23 protein-coding genes are annotated in these 25,734 nt (G+C 62.8%); 11 read left to right on the top strand and 12 right to left on the bottom strand.

The features are described from left to right. Positions 1-10: 10 nt before the first annotated feature. The 3 genes from P7C00_RS16640 (at position 11) to P7C00_RS16630 (ending at position 4,824) form a co-directional block, all read left to right on the top strand. Positions 11-784, top strand: a complete 774-nt coding sequence (locus P7C00_RS16640) for an enoyl-CoA hydratase (RefSeq protein WP_346634424.1) — start codon at positions 11-13, stop codon at positions 782-784. Positions 785-1,063: 279 nt separating this feature from the next. Then, positions 1,064-3,229 (top strand): DUF3274 domain-containing protein, encoded by a 2,166-nt coding sequence (locus P7C00_RS16635; protein ID WP_404936885.1) that lies wholly within the window; start codon positions 1,064-1,066, stop codon positions 3,227-3,229. Beyond that, complete coding sequence (locus tag P7C00_RS16630; protein WP_404936884.1) at positions 3,229-4,824, top strand: DUF2875 family protein; 1,596 nt, start codon at positions 3,229-3,231, stop codon at positions 4,822-4,824. The genes P7C00_RS16635 and P7C00_RS16630 overlap by 1 nt, the downstream gene beginning before the upstream one ends. A 274-nt stretch (positions 4,825-5,098) precedes the next feature. Here P7C00_RS16630 and P7C00_RS16625 read toward each other — a convergent pair whose 3' ends face one another. Next, on the bottom strand, positions 5,099-6,250 hold the full coding sequence (locus tag P7C00_RS16625; protein ID WP_404936883.1) for an acyl-CoA dehydrogenase family protein: 1,152 nt from the start codon (positions 6,248-6,250) through the stop codon (positions 5,099-5,101). Between the two features lie 4 nt (positions 6,251-6,254). Beyond that, positions 6,255-7,361, bottom strand: a complete 1,107-nt coding sequence (locus tag P7C00_RS16620) for an enoyl-CoA hydratase/isomerase family protein (RefSeq protein ID WP_404936882.1) — start codon at positions 7,359-7,361, stop codon at positions 6,255-6,257. 460 nt (positions 7,362-7,821) lie between these two features. Between P7C00_RS16620 and P7C00_RS16615 the strand changes: the two genes are divergently transcribed. The 8 genes from P7C00_RS16615 (at position 7,822) to P7C00_RS16580 (ending at position 14,690) form a co-directional block, all read left to right on the top strand. Continuing rightward, on the top strand, positions 7,822-8,601 hold the full coding sequence (locus tag P7C00_RS16615; RefSeq protein ID WP_346633048.1) for a transporter substrate-binding domain-containing protein: 780 nt from the start codon (positions 7,822-7,824) through the stop codon (positions 8,599-8,601). A 72-nt stretch (positions 8,602-8,673) separates the two neighbouring features. Continuing rightward, positions 8,674-9,399, top strand: coding sequence for an ABC transporter permease (locus P7C00_RS16610; RefSeq protein ID WP_346633047.1), 726 nt, complete (start codon positions 8,674-8,676; stop codon positions 9,397-9,399). Then, on the top strand, positions 9,396-10,106 hold the full coding sequence (locus P7C00_RS16605; protein ID WP_404936881.1) for an ABC transporter permease: 711 nt from the start codon (positions 9,396-9,398) through the stop codon (positions 10,104-10,106). Before P7C00_RS16610 ends, P7C00_RS16605 begins: the two co-directional genes overlap by 4 nt. Positions 10,107-10,171: 65 nt before the next feature. Then, a complete protein-coding gene (locus P7C00_RS16600; RefSeq protein WP_346633045.1) occupies positions 10,172-10,933 on the top strand; it encodes an ATP-binding cassette domain-containing protein in 762 nt (253 codons plus the stop codon). Positions 10,934-10,945: 12 nt separating this feature from the next. Then, positions 10,946-11,425, top strand: a complete 480-nt coding sequence (locus tag P7C00_RS16595; protein ID WP_346633044.1) for an Lrp/AsnC family transcriptional regulator — start codon at positions 10,946-10,948, stop codon at positions 11,423-11,425. A 372-nt stretch (positions 11,426-11,797) separates the two neighbouring features. Further along, positions 11,798-12,736, top strand: a complete 939-nt coding sequence (ctlX, locus tag P7C00_RS16590) for a citrulline utilization hydrolase CtlX (RefSeq protein ID WP_404936880.1) — start codon at positions 11,798-11,800, stop codon at positions 12,734-12,736. Further along, on the top strand, positions 12,733-13,767 hold the full coding sequence (gene astA / locus P7C00_RS16585; protein ID WP_404936879.1) for an arginine N-succinyltransferase: 1,035 nt from the start codon (positions 12,733-12,735) through the stop codon (positions 13,765-13,767). Before ctlX ends, astA begins: the two co-directional genes overlap by 4 nt. Positions 13,768-13,826: 59 nt before the next feature. Beyond that, entirely contained in the window at positions 13,827-14,690 is an 864-nt protein-coding gene (locus P7C00_RS16580) for a LysR family transcriptional regulator (protein WP_346633041.1), read from the top strand. Between the two features lie 173 nt (positions 14,691-14,863). On the opposite strand, the gene P7C00_RS16575 is transcribed toward P7C00_RS16580, so the two are convergent. From P7C00_RS16575 to arnC, 10 genes are all read right to left on the bottom strand, one after another. Further along, the gene (locus tag P7C00_RS16575; RefSeq protein ID WP_404940016.1) at positions 14,864-15,568 is read right to left on the bottom strand and encodes an HPP family protein; all 705 of its coding nucleotides are present in this window, start codon (positions 15,566-15,568) and stop codon (positions 14,864-14,866) included. Between the two features lie 313 nt (positions 15,569-15,881). Then, positions 15,882-16,397, bottom strand: a complete 516-nt coding sequence (locus P7C00_RS16570; protein ID WP_404936878.1) for a GNAT family N-acetyltransferase — start codon at positions 16,395-16,397, stop codon at positions 15,882-15,884. A gap of 41 nt (positions 16,398-16,438) precedes the next feature. Continuing rightward, positions 16,439-18,064: an ArnT family glycosyltransferase gene (locus P7C00_RS16565; RefSeq protein WP_404936877.1), complete on the bottom strand. Its 1,626-nt coding sequence runs from the start codon at positions 18,062-18,064 to the stop codon at positions 16,439-16,441. After that, positions 18,065-19,429: a UDP-glucose/GDP-mannose dehydrogenase family protein gene (locus P7C00_RS16560; RefSeq protein ID WP_346633038.1), complete on the bottom strand. Its 1,365-nt coding sequence runs from the start codon at positions 19,427-19,429 to the stop codon at positions 18,065-18,067. Continuing rightward, positions 19,426-19,839 (bottom strand): 4-amino-4-deoxy-L-arabinose-phosphoundecaprenol flippase subunit ArnF, encoded by a 414-nt coding sequence (gene arnF / locus P7C00_RS16555; protein WP_346633037.1) that lies wholly within the window; start codon positions 19,837-19,839, stop codon positions 19,426-19,428. Before arnF ends, P7C00_RS16560 begins: the two co-directional genes overlap by 4 nt. Then, positions 19,836-20,180 (bottom strand): 4-amino-4-deoxy-L-arabinose-phosphoundecaprenol flippase subunit ArnE, encoded by a 345-nt coding sequence (gene arnE / locus P7C00_RS16550; protein ID WP_092314836.1) that lies wholly within the window; start codon positions 20,178-20,180, stop codon positions 19,836-19,838. Before arnE ends, arnF begins: the two co-directional genes overlap by 4 nt. Continuing rightward, the gene (gene arnT / locus P7C00_RS16545) at positions 20,177-21,826 is read right to left on the bottom strand and encodes a lipid IV(A) 4-amino-4-deoxy-L-arabinosyltransferase (RefSeq protein WP_346633035.1); all 1,650 of its coding nucleotides are present in this window, start codon (positions 21,824-21,826) and stop codon (positions 20,177-20,179) included. The genes arnE and arnT overlap by 4 nt, the downstream gene beginning before the upstream one ends. Next, entirely contained in the window at positions 21,823-22,707 is an 885-nt protein-coding gene (gene arnD / locus P7C00_RS16540; protein WP_404936876.1) for a 4-deoxy-4-formamido-L-arabinose-phosphoundecaprenol deformylase, read from the bottom strand. Before arnD ends, arnT begins: the two co-directional genes overlap by 4 nt. Next, a complete protein-coding gene (arnA, locus tag P7C00_RS16535) occupies positions 22,707-24,713 on the bottom strand; it encodes a bifunctional UDP-4-amino-4-deoxy-L-arabinose formyltransferase/UDP-glucuronic acid oxidase ArnA (protein ID WP_346633033.1) in 2,007 nt (668 codons plus the stop codon). Before arnA ends, arnD begins: the two co-directional genes overlap by 1 nt. Further along, positions 24,710-25,729 (bottom strand): undecaprenyl-phosphate 4-deoxy-4-formamido-L-arabinose transferase, encoded by a 1,020-nt coding sequence (arnC, locus tag P7C00_RS16530; RefSeq protein ID WP_346633032.1) that lies wholly within the window; start codon positions 25,727-25,729, stop codon positions 24,710-24,712. The genes arnA and arnC overlap by 4 nt, the downstream gene beginning before the upstream one ends. Between the last annotated feature and the right edge of the window lie 5 nt (positions 25,730-25,734).

Genomic DNA, 25,734 nt, shown 5'->3' with positions numbered 1-25,734 from the left:
GAGCTGATTCATGAGCTACGAAACCATTTTGTTGGACATCAAGGACCGCGTCGGTCTGATCACCCTCAACCGTCCCCAGGCGCTGAACGCCCTCAACGCGCAGATCGTCGGTGAAGTGAACCAGGCCCTGGATCGCCTGGAAGCCGACCCGCAGATCGGCTGCATCGTCATCACCGGTTCGAAGAAGGCCTTCGCTGCCGGTGCCGACATCAAGGAAATGGCCGAACTCACCTACCCGCAGATCTACCTCGACGACCTGTTCAGCGACAGCGACCGCGTGGCCAACCGGCGCAAGCCGATCATCGCCGCGGTCAACGGTTTCGCCCTTGGTGGTGGCTGTGAACTGGCCTTGATGTGTGACTTCATCCTGGCCGGCGACAACGCCAAGTTCGGCCAGCCGGAAATCAACCTCGGCGTATTGCCGGGCATGGGCGGCACCCAGCGTCTGACCCGCGCCGTGGGCAAGGCCAAGGCCATGGAAATGTGCCTGACCGGACGCTTTATCGACGCCGTGGAAGCCGAACGTTGCGGCATCGTCGCGCGCATCGTGCCGGCGGATGAACTGGTGGATGAAGCGCTGAAAGTCGCTGCGTTGATCGCCGGCAAATCGATCCCGGTGAGCATGATGATCAAGGAAAGCGTGAACCGCGCCTTCGAAGTCAGCCTGTCCGAAGGCGTGCGCTTCGAACGTCGAGTATTCCACGCCGCATTCGCCACCCAGGACCAGAAAGAAGGCATGGCCGCCTTCATCGCCAAGCGCGACCCGCAGTTCAAGGACCAATAAACCTCCGTAGGAGCTGGCTTGCCAGCGAAGGCGTCCGCAAGACGGGTGCAAGACTCAACGACGCCTGCGCCGGCGAGCCGGCTCCTACAGTGGAATCCGGAAAAAAGATCGCAGCCTGAGCTGCGATTTTTTTTGCCTCGGCGGCACCTGTGATCATCAGGCGACCCTAGTCCGAGTGCCTTTCAGAGAACTCCTACATTTATCGTCCGGGTCCTTTGTTATGGTGCGGCGCCCGCTTTTTTTTGCGCAGCATCAGTGCCACCAAGGAGGACACGCACGATGAATGACGCCGTACGGATGAGGACCATTTGCACCGGTGAAGCGATCACCCTGCCGGGCGGTGGCGACGTACACCTGATCGCGCCGCCCCCCAAGCCCTGCGTGACCATCGTGGTGCATGGCGTCAATGACCTTGCCGGTTGCTACGAGCGCATCGAGCGCGGCCTGTGCGAGGGGCTCAACGAACGCCTGGACATGTCGCCGACCCTGCCCAATGGCGTGAGCAATCCAGGCTTGCTGCGCCCGGCCGGCTACAGCCTGCCCGAGGACGATGATGGCAAGGCCAGCAACCCCGACGCGGTGTACTACCGGCGCAAGTTCGGCGCCTCGGCCAACGGCGCCGACAGCCGCAGCGTGGTCATTCCGTTCTATTGGGGCTTTCGTGAGGAAGAGCAGCACATCATCAAGGATGCGCCCCACGGCGAGTGGATGGATCGCAATAAAAACCGCCTGGACAAGGCCGGCACCCTGGAGGGGGGGCATTTCGTCAATGCCACCACCAACCTGCCGGACATGTGGGGCAAGGGCTTCAACGGCAAGCTGTTTGGCTTCATTTCCCTGAATCTGCTTGCCGGAGAGCTGACTCACCCATTGTTCTCCGCGCCTGGTCGCCGCTACATGGTGCTGGCGGCGATGCGCCTGGCGATGCTGATCAGGATCATCCGCAAGCGCTACCCCAACGACACAGTGAATGTGGTCGGCCACAGCCAAGGCACGCTCATCACGCTCCTGGCCCATGCATTTCTCAATGAGGACAAGGTGCGGCCGGCCGACGGCGTGGTGATGATCAACTCGCCCTACAGCCTGCGCGAACCCAACATGGAGAAGCTTCAGGGCTTTGGCGCGCAGCAGACGGCCGAGGCCCGCCTGGCGACCCTTGATGCCATCCTGAAGTTCATGACCGCAGCGCCCAATCCGTACCCGGCCTTGTCGAGTATCGCCCTCAAGAACTGCCAGGGTTATGGCGCTATTGGCGGGCCTGGCTGGAGCGGTGGCAGCGCCTGTGAAACCACGATTGACGCCAAGCGCATTGCCTTCAACGAGCGCGACAACCGAGGCAGCGTCTACCTGTACTTCACCCCACAGGACCAGACCGTTGGCCTGGCCAACGTCCAGGGGATCGGCTGGCAGGGCGTTGACGAGCACCTGTATGGCAAGCCACTGCGCCGGACTTTGCCGATGAGCTTTCACCAACGAATCTTTACCCTGCGCAAGCGCGGCGGAGAAAAGGAACTGATCGGTCTGCACACGCCGCCCTATGTCTACCCATTGCTGCTTCGAGGAGAGGACACCTGGGAAGACACCGGTCTGCCTTGCCTGCAGCGGATGTCCGTGGCCCGCGCCTCCCTTGAGCAAGGGAAGTCGGTGATGCTGACCGCACCGTTATTGCCAGTGCCCGTTGCAACCAACTTTGACGCCGATGGCACGGTGGTCATGCCGGGGGAGGACTCAAACAGCGGTGTCTATCAGGTCAAGGACAAACTGGCGCCCATCGACGCAGCCATTGCGATCAGCAATAAGGCCTGGACCCCTGAAAGCACCCGGCACACCCGGCTGGAGTCGATCGACGAAACCGTCGCCTTCAAGCACGGGCGTGATATTGGCAGCGTTCAAAAGGCCCTCAACGAAGGCAAGGAAATATCTGAAACCACCCATGTGTTTGCCGCTCGAGCGACAGACAACGGCAAGGTGCTGGTGACGCGTTCAGAGACACCCTACGAGGCACGCATGCGCCTGCAAAGTGGAGGCAAGAACAAGGAGCACGAGGAAGCGCTGTCTTTTCACTCGGCCATTCCAAACAACCCTGAACATAGCCGGCGAGTGCTGGCGTATGACGTGGCGATAGGGGCGGGTGAGAGCGTGGATGATGTGACGTTTTATGCGTATTTGTGTCGGGTGGCGGATTGGCGGTTGGATTGGGAGAGAACTAGAGGGGATATCTACAGTGAGGAAGATGTGGATATTGACCTTCCAGACGAAGATGTGGAGGCACTCTATCTTCAAGAGGAGAGTAGTAATCGCGAGCTGATTAACTCAACAGTAACGTACCGAATAAGCGGTGCATTACCAACTACCGTCAAGGACAAAATGCCTTCTCTGGTAGCTACCCAGTCTCTGGCGGGACGCAAAGCGGGAATCCCCGTCAGCTTTGGAGAGACCGTCTGATGCGCCGCGTGCTTACGTACTGGTCTCTTTCCAGCCTGCTACTGACCAGTCACTTGACTCAGGCTGCTGAACCCGAGTTGACATCTATCCGTTGCTTTGCCAGTCCGGCCACGGCCGTGACGGCCTATACCTCAGCCAGGAAGGCTACCACCATGACTGTTGAACCTCGTTACCGTGCCCCCACTACATCGCCGCAATTGGAAACTCTAGATGTGCTCAGCCTCGGTGTAAGTCTGGATGTTTTCCGTCAGGGGCAGATTTGGCAAGCATTGCAAGACCAGAGTACAAAACAGACGGAGTCACTGCACGTAGGCAGTGTTCTGCCTACGGACCCGAAGCAGTATCCCCAGACTGCTGATGACAAGAATATGGCCTATGACAAACGGGAAACGGATGCATTGGAACTGGGGTTAAGGGACTTTCTGGAGAAGTGGCCGATTCCTACCATCACTGTGGTTCGAAGTTGGAATCCTAAAACCCCGAACCTTCGCTTTACGCCCGAAAGAACTCGTCGCAGTTTGTCTGTCATGGTCAATGACATGCGAACACCCGCAGGATTGCATTGGCACCGTATTCGTAGTTTTCAGGATGGCATTATCTGTAATGACACGCCTGAGGGAATGATGGAGTCGCTGTTCCAGATATTCGAGAGTAGCCCCGATCTTCCTGCACTTTTGGTGTATGTCAATGAGGGAATAAGCATGGCTGGCGCTCTATCGAGCAGAGATGTCTCTTTGAAGTCACTTGGGGCTGTCGCGGGTCCACGCCAACCTGACAAGCTCACCGACGCAATGGTCGCCCTGGTCGTCGGCCGCCCCGAACGTGTCGAATGGCTGCGCTATTACGCCCCCTTCACCAAGGTCAACAAGAACAAGATCGATCCCGAATTCACAGGTTGGGGCTGGCGTAAACCTGCTGTCGAATTCCAACCTTCGGAGTTCATCCCGCAACCCTGGACCGAGCGCGCCTTTGAACAATGGGACGCCTTGCCGGTGCTGGCCAGGATTCATCGTCCGGTCACGGTTTCCCTGCAGCGCCCGGACAACGGCGAGCGTCTCAAGCGCGAAGCCTTGACCGCTCAACTGGCTGCTGGCTGGAAAAAAGCCACTGACACAGTTACACCAGCACCGGCCCGGGTGTTCTACGACAGCGGCCTGAACAGCACGCCATTGGCCGAGTTGCTTCCTGCTCTGACTGCTGCCCGCAGCTCCCTGGACCTGCTCGATTCCCGCGAAGGCTACGACCTGACCCAGCGCCTGGGTGATACCGGTTCGGCGTCGCCCTTCGTGGGGATTGCCTTGGCTACCATGGCCAGTTACCTGAATGCCGATACCAGCGTGGTCATGCCCATGCGCCGTCAAGACCAGGCGACGATTATTGCCATCACCTCGCCGACTCCGGGAGAAAAACCGGCTAATCAGTATTTTGGCGTGAGGTTGATGCCACAGACCGCCAGCAGTGACGACAGTACCCCTGAAAAACCAGCCTCTGTGGCTTCAGCGTCCCCACTCATGCCGATCGCGGGAGAGGACTATGCGCTGGAAGAGTTTCTGGCTGAACTGAGACCTAAGGACAATTGGATGGATGATCTCTAGCACTAACCCCCGGTAAAAAGCCCCTTGGCAGTCAGCACTTTGGGGTGAACTTGCAGCCGTAGATCACCGGCGCTGACGGCCAGTCCAGTACCGCCGGTTGTAGAAAGCGGTTTGCGAAGGGGCTGGCTTGTGTAGGAGCTGGCTTGCCAGCGAAGGCGTCCGCCAGGGCGATACCACGCTCAAGGGCCTCTTCGCCGGCAAGCCGGCTCCTACGGGGAGCCGCCATAAAAAATCGCAGCCTGGGCTGCGATTTTTTTGTGGGCGGCGCTGGTGCCTAGAGCTGATAGTGCTTCAGCTCTCGGGCAATCAGCAGCCGCTGGATCTCGCTCGAGCCTTCGTAGATCTGGGTAATCCGTGCGTCACGGTAGTAGCGCTCCACCGGATAGTCCTCCAGATACCCATAGCCACCATGAATCTGCATCGCCGAGGAGCAGACCTTTTCGGCCATTTCCGAAGCGAACAGCTTGGCCTGGGAGGCTTCGGACAGGCACGGCTGGCCGGCGCTGCGCAGGCGCGCGGCATGCAGGATCAGCAAGCGCGCGGCATTGAGCCGGGTGTGCATGTCGGCCAGCAGGTTGGCGATGCTCTGGTGCTCGATGATCGGTTTGTCGAACTGCACCCGTTCCCGGGCGTAGGCCAGGGCCGCTTCGAAAGCCGCACGGGCGATGCCCAGGGCCTGGGCGGCAATGCCGATGCGTCCGCCTTCGAGGTTGGACAGGGCAATGGCCAGGCCCTTGCCGCGTTCGCCCAGCAGGTTGGCTTCGGGGATCGTGCATTGGTTGAGGGTCACGGCGCAGGTATCCGAGGCGCGGATGCCCATCTTGTGTTCGGTGCGGTCGACGATAAAACCCGGGGTGTCGGTGGGCACCAGGAACGCCGACAGGCCTTTCTTGCCCAGTTCCGGGTCGGTCACCGCAAAGACGATGGCCAGTTGTGCACGCTTGCCGTTGCTGACGAACTGCTTGGCGCCGTTGATCACCCACTGGCCGTCCCGCAGTTCGGCGCGGGTGCGCAGGTTGTGGGCTTCCGAGCCGGCCTGGGGTTCGGTCAGGCAGAAGCAGCCGATGGCTTCGCCGCTGGCCAGTCGCGGCAGCCACGCATGCTTCTGCTCCTCGCTGCCGTAGTTGAGGATTGGCCCGCAGCCCACCGAGTTGTGGATGCTCATCAGGGCCCCGGTAGCGCCGTCACCGGCAGAGATCTCCTCCACCGCCAGGGCGTAGGCCACGTAGTCCAGGTAGCTGCCACCCCATTCTTCGGGAACCACCATGCCCAACAATCCCAGTTCGCCCATCTTGCGCACCAGGGTGTCGTCGATCCAGCCGGCCTTTTCCCAGGCCTGGGCATGGGGCGCGATTTCGCCCCGGGCAAAATCCCGGGCCATGTCGCGGATCATGACTTGTTCTTCGGTCAATTCGATGTCGTGCATGAGTTCAGCTCCCGCTGCCGTCGAAACCGCTGAAGAAGCTCGCTACCCGTTCAGCCTCAAGGGCTGCCAGGGTCGGCGGATTCCAGCGGGGGGTCTTGTCTTTGTCGATGATCAGGGCGCGTACGCCTTCCATCAGGTCACCACGCTCGAACCATTGACGGTCCAGATGCAGCTCCAGGGCGAAGCATTGTTCCAGGCTCAACTGGCGGCCGTGGCGCAGCATCTGCAGGGTCACGGCCATGGCCAGGGGCGAGCGGCTTTGCAGCAGGTCAGCGGTGGTCTTGGCCCACTCGTGGCTGTCGGCAACCGTCACGCTGCGCAACTGCTCGACGATGCTGGCTATGTCCGGCAGGGCGAAGAAGTGGTCGATGGCCGGGCGCAAGGCTTGCAGGGGCGCATCGGGCAATGACTGTACCGCCAGCTTGGCCAGCAGGCCCTGCAGGTCCTTGAGCGGTGAGTCGCTCCAGTGCAGGCGATCCAGGCGCTGGTCCAGCAGGCTCAGTTTGTCGCTCTCCAGGTGCCAGTCCGCGAGGCCGCAGTACAGGGCATCGGCGGCGCGGATCTGCACGCCGCTGACGCCGAGGTAGATGCCCAGCTCGCCGGGAATCCGTGAGAGGAAGTAGCTGCCGCCCACATCCGGGAAGTAACCGATGGCCACTTCCGGCATCGCCAGGCGGCTGCGCTCGGTGACCACTCGCAGGTCGGCGCCTTGCACCAGGCCCATGCCGCCGCCGAGGACAAAGCCGTCCATCAGGGCCAGCACCGGCTTGCGGTAATGGTGGATCGTCAGGTCCAGGGCGTACTCCTCGACGAAGAAGTCCTCGTGCAGGGTGTTGCCGCTCTGGTAGCTGTCGTACAGCGAGCGGATATCGCCGCCGGCGCAGAAGGCCTTTTCACCGGCGCCGCGCAGCACCACCGCGTGGATCAGCGGGTCCTGGGCCCAGGTGTCCAGTTGCTGCTGCAAGGTACGCACCATCGACAGGGTGATGGCATTGAGACCGGCGGGGCGGTTGAGGGTCAGGTGACCGATGTGGTTGCGCACCTCGACCAGCACTTCGTCGGGGGTGGCGTCGAGGTCCTGTGTCGCCTGGGATGAAACCTGAGCAGTCATCACTAACTCCCTGCTTTTATTGTTTTTTATATGAGGCTCGCGCGCGAGCATCGGCGGATCGTAACAGTGCAATTTTGCCCAGTACAACCCCGAAAACTGCAGGTTGGCTGTGCATTTTTGCATGTTGAAAAAGCCTCTATCGATCTCGCGTCGGCGCTCTGGCCCTTGGCTTAGAGCGTTGACGACAGAATCGGCTGTGAAATAGCCGTGATCAGCCGATCCCGGCTGTTTCAGGAGCCCCTTACGACACCTGGGTGGGAGTGGCTGTTGGCATTCTGGCGCTCCGTTGCAGCGTAGACCGCGGCAATCAGGTACAGGTCCGGCTCTGCGCGCCGAGCTTGTTCAATCACAACAAGAAACCGACTGCGGTGACCCCGCACACACTCTCTGCCCCTGTCACAAGTGGGGTCCGGCTTGTTCGTCGGACCGCTATAAATCCAAATAATCCGGGACTCTGAAGATGACTAAACAATGGCTGGCCGTGCCGTTACTGGCAATCGCGTGCGTTTCCATGGGCGCCAGTGCCAAAGAGTGGAAAGAACTGCGTTTCGGTGTCAATCCAAGCTACCCGCCCTTTGAATCCACCACCGCCGATGGCGGCGTGCAGGGGTTTGGCGTCGATCTGGGCAATGCTATCTGCGCTGAACTGAAGCTCAAGTGCGTCTGGATCAGTAACGACTTCGACGGCCTGATTCCGGCACTCAAGGCCGGCAAGTTCGACGCCATCGAGTCGTCCATGACTGTCACCGATGCACGGCGCAAGCAGATCGACTTCAGCGATCGCCTGTATGCCGGGCCCACCGCCATCGTCACCCGCAAGGGCGCAGGTCTTGAGCCAACCGGCGAGTCCCTCAAAGGCAAGACCCTGGGCTATATGCAAGGCACCATCCAGGAGACCTACGCCAGGGCCAAGCTGGGGCCGGCAGGGGTCAAGCTGCGGGCCTACCAGAATCAGGATCAGGTCTACGCCGATCTGGTCTATGGGCGCCTGGACGCCTCGATCCAGGACAAGCTGCAGGCACAGATGAGTTTCCTCGCATCGCCACAAGGCGCGGATTTCGAGAACAGCGCCGGGATCAGCGACCCCCTGGTGCCCTCGGAGATCGCCATCGGCCTGCGCAAGGACCAGGACGAGCTCAAGGCCATGCTCAATGGCGCCATCAAGGCCCTGCATGAGAAGGGCATCTACGCCCAGATCCAGCGCAAGTACTTCGGCGACCTCGACCTCTACAACAACTGATTGCCCCTGGCCGGTCCCGGGACTTGCGTGGGCGGTCCCGGGCCGGGCTGCGGCGCCTGCAAGGTGAATGGCGTGAATACCTCGACGACTCTTTTTGGCCTGGACCTGACGGTCCTGCAAGGCTACGGCCCGCTGCTGCTACACGGCACCTGGGTGACCCTGAAACTCTCGGCCCTGGCGCTCCTGGTGAGCATGGCCCTGGGGTTGCTGGGCGCGGCGGCCAAGCTCTCGCCACTGCGCCTGCTGAACCTGCCGGCGACCTGCTACACCACCCTGATTCGCGGGGTGCCGGACCTGGTGCTGATGCTGCTGATCTTCTACAGCCTGCAGGGCTGGCTCACCGCCCTGACCGAACTGCTGGACTGGCCCTATATGGAGATCGACCCCTTTGTCGCCGGGATTATCACCCTGGGCTTCATCTACGGCGCCTATTTCACCGAGACCTTTCGCGGGGCGATTCTCAGCGTACCCCGAGGCCAGCAGGAAGCGGCGGCGGCCTTTGGCCTCAATCGCTGGCAGCGGTTCCGCTTCGTGGTCTTCCCGCAGATGATGCGCTTTGCCTTGCCCAGCCTGGGCAATAACTGGCTGGTGCTGCTCAAGGCCACTGCGCTGGTGTCGATCATCGGCCTTTCGGACCTGGTCAAGGTGGCCCAGGAAGCCGGCAAGAGCACCTTCAACATGCTGGATTTCCTGCTCCTGGCAGCCGCTTTGTACCTGCTGATCACCAGCGCTTCGAACCAGTTGCTGCGGCTGTTGGAGCGACGTTACAACCAAGGCGTGCGAGGGCTGTCGCGATGATCGAACTGATCCAGGAATACTGGCGTCCCTTTCTGTTCAGTGACGGTGAAAGCCTGACCGGCCTGGCCATGACCCTGTGGTTGCTGGTGGCGAGCCTGGCCATGGGCTTTGTCCTGTCGCTGCCCCTGGCGATCATGCGCACCTCCCACTGGGCTCTGGTGCGTTGGCCGGTGCAGTTATTCACCTATGTGTTTCGCGGCACGCCTTTGTATATCCAACTGCTGATCTGCTACAGCGGTCTTTACGGCATTGCCGCCATACGCGAGCAACCGCTGCTGGAAGCCTTCTTCCGCGATGCCATGAACTGCACCTTGCTGGCGTTCACCCTGAATACCTGCGCCTACACCGTGGAAATCTTCGCCGGGGCTATCCGCAGCATCCCCTACGGCGAGATCGAGGCGGCCCATGCCTACGGCCTGAGTGGCTGGCGCCTGTACTGGCGGCTGATCCTGCCTTCAGCCCTGCGCCGGGCGCTGCCGTACTACAGCAATGAGGTGATCCTCATGCTGCACGCCACCTCCGTGGCCTTCACCGCGACCATCCCGGACATCCTCAAGGTGGCTCGGGACGCCAATGCCGCGACTTTCCTGACCTTCCAGGCTTTTGGCATCGCCGGGCTGCTGTACCTGGGTCTGTCCTTCGGCCTGGTGGGCGCATTCCGCCTGGCGGAGCGGCGCTGGCTGAGCTTTCTCGGCCCTGCCCACTGAGTGCATTCATCCCTATTTATCTGTCCAGAGTGTCGTTGACCGTGGCGACGCTCCAGGAGTGTCCGATGTACAAGTTGACCGTTGAAAATCTCTACAAGCGATTTGGTGACAACGAGGTGCTCAAGGGCGTCTCGTTGAAAGCCCGGGCCGGTGACGTGGTCAGCATGATCGGCGCCAGTGGCTCGGGTAAGAGCACCATGCTGCGTTGCATCAATTTCCTCGAGCGGGCCGACGCCGGGGCCTTTACTCTGGATGGCGAAGCTGTGGTCACCCGGGAGGCTCCCGGGGGCATGCAGGTGGCCAGCCCGGCCCAGTTGCAGCGCTTGCGCACGCGCCTGGCCATGGTGTTCCAGCACTTCAACCTGTGGAGCCACTTGAGCGTGCTGGAAAACATCATGCTGGCGCCGTGCCGGGTGCTGGGCAGCAGCCGCAAGGACGCCGAGGCCAGCGCCCGGGCCTACCTGGACAAGGTGGGTTTGCCGCAGCGGGTGGCCGAGCAATATCCGGCGTTTCTGTCCGGTGGCCAGCAGCAACGGGTGGCGATTGCCCGGGCCCTGGCGGTGGAGCCCCAGATCCTGCTGTTCGACGAGCCGACCTCGGCCCTGGACCCGGAGCTGGTAGGGGAGGTGCTCAAGGTGATCCAGGCCCTGGCGGAAGAAGGGCGGACCATGCTCATGGTCACCCACGAAATGGGTTTTGCCCGGCAGGTGTCGAGCCAGGTGGTGTTCTTGCATCAAGGGCGAGTCGAGGAGCAGGGTAGCGCGGCGATCCTCGACCAGCCCCAGAGTGAACGTTTGCAGCAGTTTCTATCCGGCCGTTTGAAGTGAGGGAAGGCATCCATGGCGGACATCCGCGACTTGTCGATCGTGCTTGATCGAATCGACCAGGCGATCATCGAGGTGCTGCGCCACGAAGGGCGCATCACCTACCAGAAACTCTCCGAGCGCGTGCACCTGACGCCCAGGCCCTGCCTGGAACGGGTGCGCAAGCTGGAGCAGCTCGGGGTCATCCGTGGTTACGGCGCGATCCTCGACGAAAAGAAACTCACCCCGGGCCTGTCGCTGCTGGTGCTGGTAGCCCTGTCCAACCAGAGCGGGCGCGCGGCGCAGAAAGCCTTCGAAGCCAAAGTCCGGGGCTGCCCCCAGGTCCTGGAGTGTCGTCTGATCAGCGGCGCCTTCGACTACAGCCTGCGCATGCGTTGCCGGGACATGGAGCATTACCGGGTGCTGACCGAAGTCTGGTTCGACGACCCGGACCTGCACATCGACAAACTGGTCAGCCATCCCGAGCTGGCCATGGTCAAGACCGGCATGGAATAACCGTCGCCCCCCTGTAGCCGGCTTGCCGGCGAAAGGGCCCGCAAGCCTTGCACCACCCTCAAGACCAGCCTTCGCTGGCAAGCCAGCTCCTACGTGCCTGTCGCAACATCCGTGAACCTTGCGTAGGAGCCGGCTTGCCGGCGAAAGGGTTCGCAAGTCTTGCACTGCCCTCAAGACCGTCTTCGCTGGCAAGCCAGCTCCTACGTGCCTGGTGCGCTGATCCTCGAGGGCGGTGTTGGGGGCTGGCGGAATCGGCTGAGCAACCCGCCGCTTTCAGCCGTTTCCTGCCGTGCAGCCCTTGGGATCAGCCGGGTTTTGCCCGCGTACAAAACCACAATGAGCACCTCTGAAACCTCATTGATTGCGTGCCCCATGCAGACCACCCATAGCCTTTTGATGATTCGTCCCACGCGCTTCTCGTTCAATCAGGACACCGCAGGCAACAACAGCTTCCAGCATCCGGCCGGCCTTGCCGAAGACGTCCAGGCCCAGGCCCTGGAGGAGTTCGACGGTTACGTCGCAGCCCTGCGCGAGCAGGGGGTCCAGGTGCTGGTCCACGAGGACGGTGCCGCGCCCCATACTCCGGATTCGATCTTCCCCAACAACTGCTGGAGCAGCCATCCGGACGGCACACTGGTGCTGTACCCGATGCAAGGCCGCAATCGCCGCCTGGAGCGCTTCAAAGGCGTGCTGGCTCATCTGCATGAGCACTATCAGGTGGCCCGCACCCTGGACCTGACGCCCCTGGAGCAAGAGCAAACCTTCCTCGAAGGCACCGGCAGCATGGTCCTCGATCGCCAGCAGCGGATCTGCTACGCCGGCTATTCGAGCCGCACCCACGCCCGGGCCCTGGATCAGTGGGTGGACCACCTGGGCTACGAGCTGTGCGCCTTTCATGCTCGGGACCGGCATGGGGTGCCGATCTACCACACCAACGTGATGATGAGCGTCGGCAGCCGCTTGGCAGTGGCTTGCCTGCAGTCACTGGACGTTGCGCAAGAGCGTGCCGCTCTGCGCCAGCGTCTGGAAAGCAGCGGCAAACAGGTGCTGCCCTTGACCTGGGCCCAGCTGGAGTCCTTCGCCGGCAATATGCTGGAAGTGCACAACCGTGCCGGTGAACCGCTACTGGTGATGTCCCGCACTGCCTGGCGCTCCCTGGACGCCCAGCAGCGCCAGCTGATCGAGCGCCATGTGCAACCCTTGCCCGTCAACATCGACACCATTGAACGCATCGGCGGCGGCAGCGCCCGCTGCATGCTGGCGGAAATCTACCTGCCCGAACGTCAACCTCAGCTGGAGCATTCGCGATGATTGTCCGTCCCGCCACCCAGGCCGATCTGCCGGCCCTGCTGGCCCTGGCCCACAGCGCCGGTGCCGGCCTCACCACCTTGCCCGCCGACGCCGGGCGCTTGCGTTCACGCCTGCAGTGGGCCGAGCAGACGTTCGCCGGGCAGGCGTCCCGCGCCGATGCCGACTACCTGTTCGTGCTGCAGACGCCCCAGGGCGAAGTGGTGGGCATCTGTGCCCTGGCCGGCGCCGTGGGCCTGCGCGAGCCCTGGTACAACTATCGTCTGGGGCTGTTTGTCGCCGCCTCGAAGAACCTGGGTATCAATCAGCAACTGCCGACCCTGTTTCTCGGCAACGACATGACCGGTCAATCGGAGCTGTGCTCGCTGTTTCTGCATGCCGATCACCGTCAGGGGCTCAACGGCCGGCTGCTGTCCAAGGCACGCTTCCTGTTCCTGGCCGAGTTCCGCGAGCATTTCGGCGACAAGGTGATCGCCGAGATGCGCGGCTATTCGGATGAGCAAGGCGTGTCGCCGTTCTGGGAAGGACTGGGGCGGCACTTCTTCAAGATGGACTTCGCCGATGCCGACTACCTCACTGGCCTTGGCAACAAGACCTTCATCGCTGAGCTGATGCCCAAATTCCCGCTGCCCACTTGCCTGCTGCCAGAGTCGGCCCGAGCGGTGATCGGGCGAGTGCACCCCAACACCGAGCCGGCCCTGGGCATGCTCAAGGCTGAAGGCTTCGGCTTCAAGGATTACATCGATATCTTCGACGGCGGGCCGCTGATCGAATGCGCCACCGGGGAGATCCGTGCGGTGCGCGACAGCCAGATCTTGCAACTGAGCATCGGCACTCCAGGAGACCAGGCCGAAGCCTATCTGATTCACAACCGCCAGTTCGCCGACTGCCGCATCAGCGCCGCGCCGGCACGGGTGGCGGCCGGCACGCTGATTGTCAGCGCGCAGAGCGCCAAGGCTCTGGGGCTCACAGCCGGTGCCTCGGTGCGGGCCGTGAGCCTGGCGGTGCCGGCCCGGCAAATGTCCGCGGCCTAGGGGCACAGCGGGGCGAGCGCCGCTACAATGGCGCTCGAATTTTTTGCCGGCGAGGCACCATGGACATCGATCTGGCCCGCACCTTCCTGGAAATCGTCCGCAGTGGCAGCCTGATTGCCGCCGCCGAGCGCCTGCACCTGACCCAGACCGCCATCAGCGCACGGGTGCAGAACCTGGAAGGCCAGCTCAACTGCAAGCTGCTGATACGCAACCGCGCCGGCGCTCGACCTACCGCCGATGGCGAGGCCTTCATCGCCTATGCCAATCAGCTGGTGCAGACCTGGGAGGCCGCCCAGCGCGACCTGCCGCTGCTGGCGGGTTACCGCAATGTGCTGCACATCGGTGGCGAACTGAGCCTGTGCAACCCGCTGATGCTCAATTGGGTGCGAGGCCTGCGCCAGGCGCTGCCCAACCATGCGGTGCGCACCCAGATCGCCGAAGGCGCGAGCCTGCAGCGGCAACTGGAGTTGGGCGTGCTGGACGCGGCGCTGGTGTTCCAGCCGCTGTATTGCGCGGGATTGCAGGTGGAGCAACTGCTGGAGGAAAAACTGATTCAGGTCCGCCTGGCCGGTCGTCCGGAGCCTTATGTGTACATCGACTGGGGCGATGATTTTCGCCGTCAGCACGACGCCGCATTGCCGGAGCAGGCCAAGGCCGCGGTGGGTTTCAACCTTGGGCCCCTGGCGCTGCAGTTCATCCTCGATGCCGGTGGCAGCGGCTATTTCCGCACCCGGGTGGTGCAGAGCTACCTGGACAGCGGGGTGCTGGAACGGGTGGAAAAGGCTCCGGAATTCAGTTTTCCCACCTATCTGCTGTATGCCCGGGACCGGGATACAGCAGTGTTGCAGCAGGCGTTCGCGGTGCTGCGCGAGGTGATCGAGTGCGACCACGATTGGTCCCAGCGCTGGTCACCGATGGTTTGAACCGGCTGACTTGAATCTTGCGTTGCGCTTGAGAGTGCCTTCGCTGGCGCAATACCGGCGATGCCCTTGCAGGAGCCGGCTTGCCGGCGAACAGGCCATTGAATCTTGCGCCGCTTCTGAGGCTGTCTTCGCTGGGCCGCCCGCGCCAGCAAAGGGAGAGGGTTGAGGCGGTATCAGGGGCGTGAGGACAGGACTTGGCCAATACTGCGCCGGCGGGCGTGGGCTTCGCTGGCGTGGATCAGTTGCTCGAGGTCTTCAGGGGTGACATCAAAGAACTCTTCCATCTCCGCCAACGCCCGCTTCAGGTCTTCGGCGGTGATCGCCAGGCTGTCGGCGGGGGCCGCCGAGGGCAGCATTACCGGAGCTTCGCTCGGGCCCTTGGGGTAGCGAATTCGCGTCAGGTTGTTGTAGAGCAGGGCACTGGCCAACAGGCTGGCCGCTGCGAGCATCACCGGACCCAGTTCTCGCCACTCCAGGGCCGCGCTGGCCGGGTCCGCCAGCACCAGGGTCAGGGCCAGAGCACCGGCCGGGGGATGCAGGCAACGCAACCAGCACATCAGCACCAGGGCCACGCCCGCCGCAAGGCAGGCGCTGCCCAGGGTCCGGCCCAGGACATGGGCCACCAGCAAGGCCACGACCCCGGCGCACAGGTAGCCGCCCAGGATCGACCAGGGTTGGGCCAGGGCGCCGGAAGACACGGCAAACAACAACACCGCCGAAGCCCCCAGCGGGCCGATCAGGTGCAGCGCCACTGGCATGCCGAACACCTGGGCGCAGAGCCAGACACTGAACAGGGTGCCCAGGGCCATGCCGACAGCGGCGCGGCTCCATTCCAGGGGGCGGGTATTGATGGCGGCGGGTTTCCAGCGGGTAAACATCGGCAAGAACGGTCCAGGGCTAAACGACGGGCAAAAAGAAGGGCTTGTCTGGATCGCCAGAAAGCCCTTGAACGTTCCAACATTTGGGGGAGGAACGGGCACAGTGTGCCGAGCATTCGTGTAGCTGACAAATTCATAATAATGCTGTTTAAGTGCATTTATTTTGAGGTATTGCGCCCCGCGTAGGAGCCGGCTTGCCGGCAAAGGGGGGGGCGAATTGGGTAGCTGGTCTTGAGGGCGCTTTCGCTGGCAAGCCAGCTCCTACAGCCAGCTCTTGCTGCCAGTTCCATAGCCAGCGGTGGCGGTGCGCTTTTTACACGCTCAGGCGCATGGCGCAGCGGCGTGGTGCGGGCAGGCCGTGCTGTGTTTCATCGGCCAGGACCTGGCGCAACCGCGGGCCAAGCTGTGCCGGTTCGAGGGTGACAAAGCCCTGGCGCTGGTAGAAGGGTTCGTTCCAGGCCAGTTCGCGGAAGGTGCTCAGGGTCAGGGCTTCAAGCTGCTGCTCCTCGGCGTATTGCCGTGCCGCCTGCAACAGGCGCTTGCCGATGCCTTGGCCCTGGTGGCCGCTGGCGACGGAAATCTCCCAGACATGCAGTTCCCGGTCACAGATCTGGGCGTTGAGAAAGGCACAGCGGTCGCCGTCCACTGTCACTGCAACCCAGACCGGGTGGTGCTGGATGTTCTCGCGCTGGCTCTGGGCATCGGCCACTTCGGCGTCTGCCAGCCAGGCCAGTTGCGGATCACTGCGAAACAGTTCCGCAGCCGAGGTTTCAATGGCGGGGAGGAAGGCCGCATCGGCCACTCGCGCCCGGCGAATCTGAATAGTCATGGGCGCGAGTGTAAGGAGGCGGCAGGGGCTGCGCAACGCTTTCAGGGTTGTGCCTGAGTGGCCTTGGGCAGGTGCAGGAGCACAAAGTCATTCTTGTCGAAACGCCCGCTCAGCACCGGTTTCAACCCGGCCAGTGGCGTGCCTTGCAGGCTGGGCAGGTCGCTCTGGTCAAGTATCACCCAGGCCGGGGCCGGCACTTGTGCCAGGGCGGTAGCCTGATCGGTGAACTGTGGCTGCAGGTCCCGATCCAGGTTGACCATGAACTTGATCGCCTTGGCGTCCTTGCCCATGCGGTGCAGGATCACCGGCGCCGGATCGGCATCGATCAATTGCATGGCATCGCGACTGAACGCCTGAGTGTCATAGAGCCGGTGCTCCACCGGTTCGAACACCCCGATGTAACAGGCCCAGACCGCCAGCACCGCGCTGTAGGCCAGACCCACGGCGCGCCACTGGCGCTTGAACAGCAATCCCAGGGACACCGCCTGCAGCAGGCCGAGGATCAGCAGCATGGGCGTGAGTGCCGTGAGTTGTTCGGGGAACTTGCGGCGCAATACCAGCAGCCCCACCATCAGCAACCCCGGCAGCAGCAACCACAGGCCCTGGATCAACACCCGCAGCCAGCCCATGACCCGCCCGCGGCCGGCCTGGAACGGATACGCCGCGATGATCGCCGCCATGGGCAACATCGGCAGCAAGTAGCGGGCTTTCTTCGCCTGGGGAATCGACAGGCCGATCATCACGATCAACCCGGCAGCGGTGCACAGGCGCAGCAGTTTCAGGGCTGGGCCCTGTTCCGTGGGGCGACTCAGCAGCACCGCGACCCAGGCGAGGATCGCCAGGGGATAGGCCAGGGCGTAGTTGCCCAGAGAGCTGGTGAAGTAATAGAAGACATCGCTGGAGCCTTCGCTGCCGTCCATGCGCCCCATGAACTGCATGCGGATCACATCGTCGACAAAGGCCTGGCCACCGCTGAGCTTGGCCAGCCACAGTAGCAGGCCTACGCAGGCCACCAGCAGCAACAGTGCGCCAAAACCGACGCTGAACAGCCGCCGCCATTGGCCGTTGAGCAAGTAGTAGCTGCACAGCATGCCGGTGGGAATCACCAGGCCGATGGGTCCGCGAATGGCAAAGCCCAGCACCAGCAGCAGGAAGATCCAGCCCAGGTGCCGGCGGGCTCCGAAGTGGTCGTGGGCATAGCCGAGGTAGAACACCGCCAGGGACACCGCGGCAAGCATCTGGTCCAGGGAGACGGCACGGGTTTCGCTGATAAAGGTATTGCTCAGCAGCAGTAAAGCGACGCTGAGCAGGGCCCAGGTGCGGGAGTAGGGCGCCAGCAGGCGATAGATCAGGCTGACGATCAGCGCCGAAGCAATGGCCGTCGGCAGCCAGGCGCTGAAGCTGGTGACCTGCCCGGTGGGCAGGGAGAACAGCCACACCAGCAGGGTCGAGGCGCTGGAGTAGTCAGCGTAGGGCTGGCCATAGGTGGTGGGGAAGAACCCCGGCCCATGGCGCAGCATTTCCTTGGCGAAGAGCACGAAGCGCGAGTCGAAACCGATGGCCGAATCGTGGCCGGTGCCGGCGCAGAACAGCAGCAAGGCCAGCAGCCCCAGCCCCAACGATTGCCAAAGTAATGTGTTCGAAGGGGAGCTGGAGTGCGGGTTCATTCAAGCCTCGGTGGACCACTGCTGGTAAGGAATCGGCAGGTGGCGCGATTCACCGCGACCGATCGGGAAGTAAGTGAACCCGTTGCGGGCCAGGCGCTCGGCGTCGTACAGGTTGCGTCCGTCGAAGATCACCGGGGCCTTGAGCCGCTGTTGGATCAGGTCGAAATCCGGGGCCTTGAACTGCTGCCACTCGGTGCAGATGATCAGGGCGTCGGCGCCGGTGAGTACCGATTCCGGCGTGCCCATGAGCATCAGGCGCGACTCGTCTGGGTACAGACGTTGGGTTTCCTGCATCGCTTCCGGGTCGAAGGCTCGGACTTCAGCGCCGGCGGCGAACAGCGCGTCCAGCAGCACCCGGCTCGGGGCGTCGCGCATGTCATCGGTGTTGGGCTTGAACGCCAGGCCCCAGAGGGCAAAGGTCTTGCCTTTGAGGTCGCCTTTGTAGAAGGCCTTGATGCGCTCGAACAGCTTGTGTTTCTGCCGCTCGTTGATGGCTTCCACCGCTTGCAACAGGTCGCTGGAGCAGTGGGCTTGCTCGGCGCTGTGGATCAGCGCGCGCATGTCTTTGGGGAAGCACGAGCCACCGTAGCCGCAGCCCGGGTAGATGAAGTGATAACCGATCCGTGAGTCGGCGCCGATGCCCAAGCGTACCGATTCGATGTCGGCCCCCAGGTGCTCGGCCAGCTCGGCGATCTGGTTGATGAAGCTGATCTTGGTGGCCAGCATGCAGTTGGCCGCGTACTTGGTCAGCTCGGCGCTACGCAGGTCCATGAACATGATGCGGTCGTGGTTGCGGTTGAACGGCGCGTAGAGATCGCGCATCACATCCTGCACCGCTTCGCGCTCGCAGCCGATGACGATCCGGTCCGGGCGACGGCAGTCGCTGACCGCCGAGCCTTCCTTGAGGAATTCCGGGTTGGACACTATGTCGAATTCCAGGGCGCGGCCTTCCAGGGCTTTTTCAATGTGCGCCTTCAGGGTGTCGCCGGTGCCCACTGGAACGGTGGACTTCTCCACCAGAATCACCGGTTGCTGGCGGTGGCGGGCTACGGCGTCGCCCACCGACAGCACGTAGCGCAGGTCCGCCGAACCGTCTTCGCTGGAAGGCGTGCCCACGGCGATGAACAGCACCTGGCCGTGTTGCACCGCGAGTTTTTCGTCGCTGGTGAATTGCAGGCGCTTGGCTTCGAGGTTTTCCTTCACCAGGCTGGCAAGCCCGGGTTCGAAGATGCTCACATGTCCCTGTTGCAGTTGCTTGACCTTTTGCTCGTCGATGTCCATGCAGATGACATCGTGGCCGACTTCAGCCAACACGGCGGCTTGTACAAGGCCGACGTAACCACTTCCAAATACGCTGATTTTCATGGGGTATTCCTGGGACTTGTCGCGGGTGCAGATCGAGAGTTGATGGTGATCACGCCGAGGATGACCAAGGCCACTCCAAGGCTTTTGGAAAGCGTGAAGGGTTCGTTGAACAGCGGCAGGCTGGCGGCCAGCAGGTAGACCAGCGCGTAGCTGATGCTCAGCAGCGAGTAGGCCCGGCCCAGGGGCAGATCGCGTAGCGCCAGCAGCCAGCAGAGCATCGACAAGGCGTAAGCGCCGATCGCCGCAACCACCACCGCCAGAGCCGCCAGGTCGACGCTGCCGGCACTCAGTGCCGTCAGCCACTGGTCCGGGGCGGGCAGGCGGGTCATGCTCCAGCGCATGCCCAGCTGGGCGCCGCTGACCAGGGCCACACTGCCCAGGGCGAAGGCAAAGCCCTTGACCCGGCTCATGCGTGGCGACTCAACAGCAGCACGCCGCCAATCACCAGGGCGACACCGAGCCAATGGCGGCGGTCGATGGGCTCATGGAAGACGAAGCGTGCAATCAGGGTGATGAACACGAAATTCAGGCTGAGCATCGGGTAGGCCACGCCCACCTCCATGCGTTGCAACACCAGGAGCCACACCAGCAGGCCCAGGCCGAGACTGAACAGGGCCAGCCACAGCCAGCCGGAACGCAGTTTTTGCAGGGCACCGGAAGGTTGGTCACGCCAGCTTTCCACGGCGAATTTCTGCGCCACCTGGCCCAGGCAGGTCAGCCCGCAGGCCAGCAATAGCAACAGCAGGCTCATGGCTGACTCTGGGGAATGATGAAGATCACGATATTGCCTTGCTCGTAGCGCTTGGCATCCTTGGGCAGCAGCTCGACTTCATGTTCCTCGTCGCTGCTCTTGACCCGCATCACCACGCCCACCGAACCCTGCTTGCGGGCTTGGGCGATCCACGGCTGGACCTGATTCAGGTCGACCTTGCGCGCGACGCTGTCTTCATAGCCCAGGCCGTATTTCACTTCGCCCTCGGTGTTGTACAGGGTCACGTCAGGGCGGCGCAGACGCCAGGCCAGCGCGGAAGCCGCGCCCAGGTCGTTGCTCAGCAGGGCCTTGGCCTGGCCCAGCTCGGCCACGTGATCGATGATGAACTGGTCGGGAATCTTGTTGTAGACCACCTTGTTCGGCAGCGCCGCCGGGGCCAGGGCCACCAGCAGGAAGCTGCCCAGGGCCGGGGCGGCCCACAGGCTCAAGGGGCGCATGGCCTGCAACAGGTTGCTGATGATCCAGCCCAGCAACAAGACGTAAACCAAGACCAAATGCTGGGGTTCGTCCACATACACTGGCTTCTTCAACTGGAAGTACACCAGAGCCAGCAGGGCCACCAGGCCCGCCAGCAGGTTGAGCACACCATTGAGGCTGACGATCCGGGTCTTGCCGGCGGCCAGACGGTCCATCAGGGTGTGGCCCATCAGCAGGGCCAGGGGCAGCAGGCAGGGAAGAATGTAGGCCGGCAGCTTGCCTTTGCTCAGGCTGAAGAAGGCCAGGGGCAGCACCAGCCACAGCAGCAGGAAGCCGCTGCTGTTCAGCCGTCGTTGTTCCCAGGCCTGCTTCAGGCTGGCCGGCAACAGCAGCACCCAGGGCACGCAGAAGCCCACCAGCAACGGCAGGTAGTACCACCAGGGGGAGGCGTGCTGCGCGTCTTCACCGGCAAAGCGGCGGATGTGCTCGTGCCAGAAGAAGAACCGCCAGTAGTCCGGTTCCTGGGCGTGCACTGCCAGAGCCCAGGGCAGGCTGACCAGAATCGCCACCAGCACGCCGAGGCCGCCGTAAATCAGCAGCGAGCGCAGGCGCTTCTGCCACACCGCGTAGGGCAGGGCCACCAGCACCGGCAGCAGCCAGGCGAGAAAGCCCTTGGTCATGAAGCCCATGCCGCAGGCCAGGCCTAGCAGTACCCAGGCGCCGATCTGTCCGCGCCGGGTCTGGCAGTCGAAGGTGAACCACAGCGCCACCAGGCTCAGGTTGACCCAGAAGGTAAACTGCGGATCGAGGTTGGCGTAGCCGGCTTGCAGCGCCACCACGGTAAAGCTCATGTAGAGCAGGGCGCTGGCCAGGCTCTTGCGCGGATCGTTCCACAGGCGTCGGGCCAGCAGATAGGCCAGGACCACGCTGAGGCCGGTGCTCAGGGCCGAAGCCACGCGCACGCCAAACAGGTTGTCGCCAAACAGCGCCTGGCCGATGGCGATCATCCAGTAGCCGGCCACGGGTTTTTCGAAATAGCGAATGCCCATGAAGTGCGGCGACGCCCATTTACCGCCGAGGAGCATTTCCTGGCTGATCTGCGCGTAGCGGGTTTCATCGGGAATCCACAGGCCGTGGGTGGCCATGGGCAACAGGTAGAACAGACCGAAAGCGATCAGCAGCAGCGGCAGGGCCCAACGTCTGGTCATGCGCCTTGCACTCCCAGCCAGCCTTCACGGCCTTCCAGCACACCACGCACGACTTTGCCTGCAGGCAGGCTGGAAAGGTCCGTCGGGAGCATTTCGCCCAAGGGCTGGAAATGGATGTCGCGCTGCTTGGCACTGGCCAGCAGCTGGCGGAAATCGTTGGCCATGAGAATCCCTTCTACTTCTGCATGCACGGTGTAGACGTTGAGCTTGTCCGGGCTGAACCGGTCGAGGATGTAGCGATTGAAATCCTTGGCGGTCACCACCGGCCCGACCACTTCGTCGAAGGTCGGCAGGTCCACCGGAATCTGTGGGGTGCCCAGGCTGCCATCCGCCAGTCGCGGCTGGAACAGGCTCTGGCCGCGGCAGTCGCTGTTGTAGCGAAAGCCGAATTGTTGTTTGGCTTCGATGACGCGTTCGTCGGCGCGCCAACCGGCGGACGCCGAGCAGCTCACCGCTTGCCCGAGAATATCGTTGAGGCTGTCGACGCCACGGCGGATCTGTTCGATCAACTGTGCCTGACTCCAGCGCCCGGTGTTGGCCTGCCAGCCGTGGTGATCCCAGGCGTGCAGGCCGACTTCATGGCCGGCGGCCAGGGTCTGGCGCATCAGATGCCCCAGGTCCCGGCCAATGGGTTTACCCGGCCAGGCAGTGCCGGCCAGGAGTATGTCCCAGCCGTACAGGCCCGCGGCATTGGAGCGCAGCATTTTCCAGAGGAACTGCGGACGGATCAGGCGCCACAGGTGGCGCCCCATGTTGTCCGGCCCGACGCTGAAGAAGAACGTGGCCTTGACCCCGGCTTCGTCCAGCGATTCGAGCAGCCGTGGCACCCCCTCCCGGGTGCCGCGGTAGGTATCGACATCAATGCGCAGACCTGCCTGCATCAGCGAGCTTCTTCTTTGGAACGATCGGCGATTTCCAGCATGGCTTCACGCAGGAAGAAGTCCAGGGTGTTGCCGATGGTTTCGCTCATCTCCACGGTCGGCTCCCAGTTCAGCAGGCGCTTGGCGTTGTCGATGCTGGGCTTACGGTGTTCCACGTCCTGGTAGCCGGCACCGTAGAAGGCCTTGCTTTCGACGTCGCGGAAACCGGCGAACGGCGGGAAGTTGCTGCGCAGCGGGTGAGCTTCGAATTGACGCAGCAGCTCTTCGCCCAACTGACGAATGCTGGCTTCGTTGTCCGGGTTGCCGATGTTGATGATCTGGCCGTTGCAGCAGTCGTTGTCGTTGTCGACGATGCGTGCCAGGGCTTCGATGCCGTCGGCGATGTCAGTGAAGCAACGCTTCTGCTCGCCACCGTCGAACAGACGGATCGGCGTGCCTTCCACCAGGTTGAGGATCAGTTGGGTAATGGCCCGGGAGCTGCCGATACGGGCCGAGTCCAGACGGTCCAGGCGCGGACCCATCCAGTTGAACGGACGGAACAAGGTGAAGTTCAGGCCCTTGGCACCGTAGGCCCAGATCACCCGGTCCAGCAGCTGCTTGGAAACCGAGTAGATCCAGCGTTGCTTGTTGATCGGGCCGACGATCAGGTTGGAAGTGTCTTCGTCGAAGTTCTTGTCCTGGCACATGCCATAGACTTCCGAGGTCGACGGGAAGATCACGCGTTTGTTGTATTTGACGCAGTAGCGAACCAGCTTGAGGTTCTCTTCGAAGTCCAGCTCGAACACGCGCAGTGGGTTGCGGGTGTATTCGATCGGGGTGGCGATGGCCACCAGCGGCAGGACCACGTCGCACTTCTTGATGTGATATTCGATCCACTCGGAGTGGATGCTGATATCGCCTTCGACGAAGTGGAAGTTCGGATGGCTGCGCAGGCGCTCGATGGCGTCGGAGCCGATGTCCAGGCCGTAGACGTCGTACTTGTCGTCGCGCAGCAGGCGCTCGGACAGGTGGTTACCGATAAAGCCGTTGACGCCGAGGATCAGCACGCGGGTGCGACGTGGCTTGCGCCCGGACTCGGCACCGCGCAGCAGGGAACCGTCCACCAGGCCCAGTTCGTTGGCCAGTTGCGGGCCGCCCAGGTACAGGCCGTTGGCGTTGCGCTGGCCGGAGGTGATCACCAGGGAGTCTTCGCCACAGGCGATGCGCAGCGGGTCGACACTGATGACCCGGCCCGGGGCCTGGCCTTCGTTGCCTTTTGCAACTTCGGCGCTCCAGACGATCAGCTTGTGCTCGCCGACGGCGCAGAAAGCGCCCGGGTAAGGCTGGGTCACTGCGCGTACCAGGTTGAACAGCTCTTCGGCCGGGCGTTTCCACTCCAGCTTGCCGTCCGCGGCGGTACGACGACCGAAGTAGCTGGCCTTGGATTCGTCCTGTGCGGTCTCGGTGATCTTGCCCTGGGCCAGTGCCGGCAGGGTGTCGCGCAGCAGGCTGGCAGCGGCGTCACGCAGTTTGTGGTGCAGGCTCAGCGCGGTGTCGCTGCGCTCGATGGCGACGCGTTCCTGGGCAATGATGGCGCCGGCATCGGCGCGCTTGACCATGCGATGCAGGGTCACGCCGGTCTCGGTTTCGCCCTTGACCAGTACCCAGTTGGCCGGTGCGCGACCACGGTAGTGCGGCAGCAGGGAGCCGTGCAGGTTGAACGCGCCCTTGCGAGCGGTGGCCAGCAGGGGTTCGCTCAGCAGGTTGCGGTAGTAGAAGGAGAACAGATAGTCCGGGTCGAGCTTGCTGATGCGCTCGATCCACAGTGGGTGGTTGGCATCTTCCGGGGCGTGCACGGCAATGCCCTTGCGTGCACACAGCTGGGCGACGGACCCGTAGAAGGTGTTTTCCTTGGGGTCGTCGGCATGGGTGAAGACCGCAGCGATCTCATAACCTGCATTGAGCAGGGCTTCGATGCCTGCACAGCCAATATCGTGGTAGGCGAAGACAACAGCTTTATTGCTCATGGCGAAACCTGATCAGTATGAGTGGAAGATAAACCGTCGACAGTCACAGCAGGGGCCGGGGCCGCAGGCTGGCTGCGCAAGACTTTTTCGATGAAGAAGCGCGGGCGGGCCCGTACGTCGCTGTACATGCGTCCCAGGTATTCACCCAGCAAACCCATGCCGATGAACTGGCCACCGGTGAACACGAACAGCACCGCGAACAGCACGAAGGTGCCGTCGCCGGCCCAGGTGGCGCCGAAGATCAGCCGCAGGACGATCAGCATCAGGGCGAACAACGCGCCGAGGCCGGCCATGCCGAAGCCGATGATGCTCAGCAGCCGCAGGGGGGTGGTGGTCATGCAGGTGATCAGATCGAACATCAGATTGATCAGGCGCATCGGGCTGTACTTGGAGTCGCCGTGCTCGCGCTCGGCGTGCTCCACCAGCACCTCGGTGGTGTGCCGGGCGAAGCTGTTGGCCAGGATCGGGATAAAGGTGCTGCGCTCGGTGCAGGCCAGCATCGCGTCGATGATGGTGCGCCGATAGGCTCGCAGCATGCAGCCGTAGTCGCTCATGGCGACGCCGGTGGAGCGCTGCACGGCCAGGTTGATCAGTTTTGACGGCCAGCGACGGAACGCCGAGTCCTGGCGGTTGTTGCGCACGGTGCCGACCACGTCATAGCCGAGCTCGGCCTGGGCTACCAGGCGCGGGATTTCTTCCGGCGGGTTCTGCAGGTCAGCGTCGAGGGTGATGACCACATCGCCGCGGCACTGCTCGAAGCCGGCCATGATCGCCGCGTGCTGACCGTAGTTGCGGTTGAGGATCACCGCCACTACCGGGCTGCCTTCGCGTTCGGCGGCTTCTTGCAGGATGTTCGCCGACTCGTCGCGGCTGCCGTCGTCCACCAGGACGATTTCAAACTCGTGCTTGAGCTCGCGGCAGGCCGCTTCGGTACGCCGCAGCAGCTCGGGCAAGCTCTGTTCTTCGTTGTAGACCGGAATGACGATCGACACGAACTGGATTGGATAAGGTTTCAAAGGCT

Origin of the sequence: Pseudomonas sp. JDS08PS003 (assembly GCF_045013505.1) — a bacterium.
GTDB classification, from domain to species: domain Bacteria; phylum Pseudomonadota; class Gammaproteobacteria; order Pseudomonadales; family Pseudomonadaceae; genus Aquipseudomonas; species Aquipseudomonas protegens_B.
The sequence above is the reverse complement of the archived record's forward strand: the minus strand, read 5'-3'. Positions and strand labels throughout refer to the sequence as shown.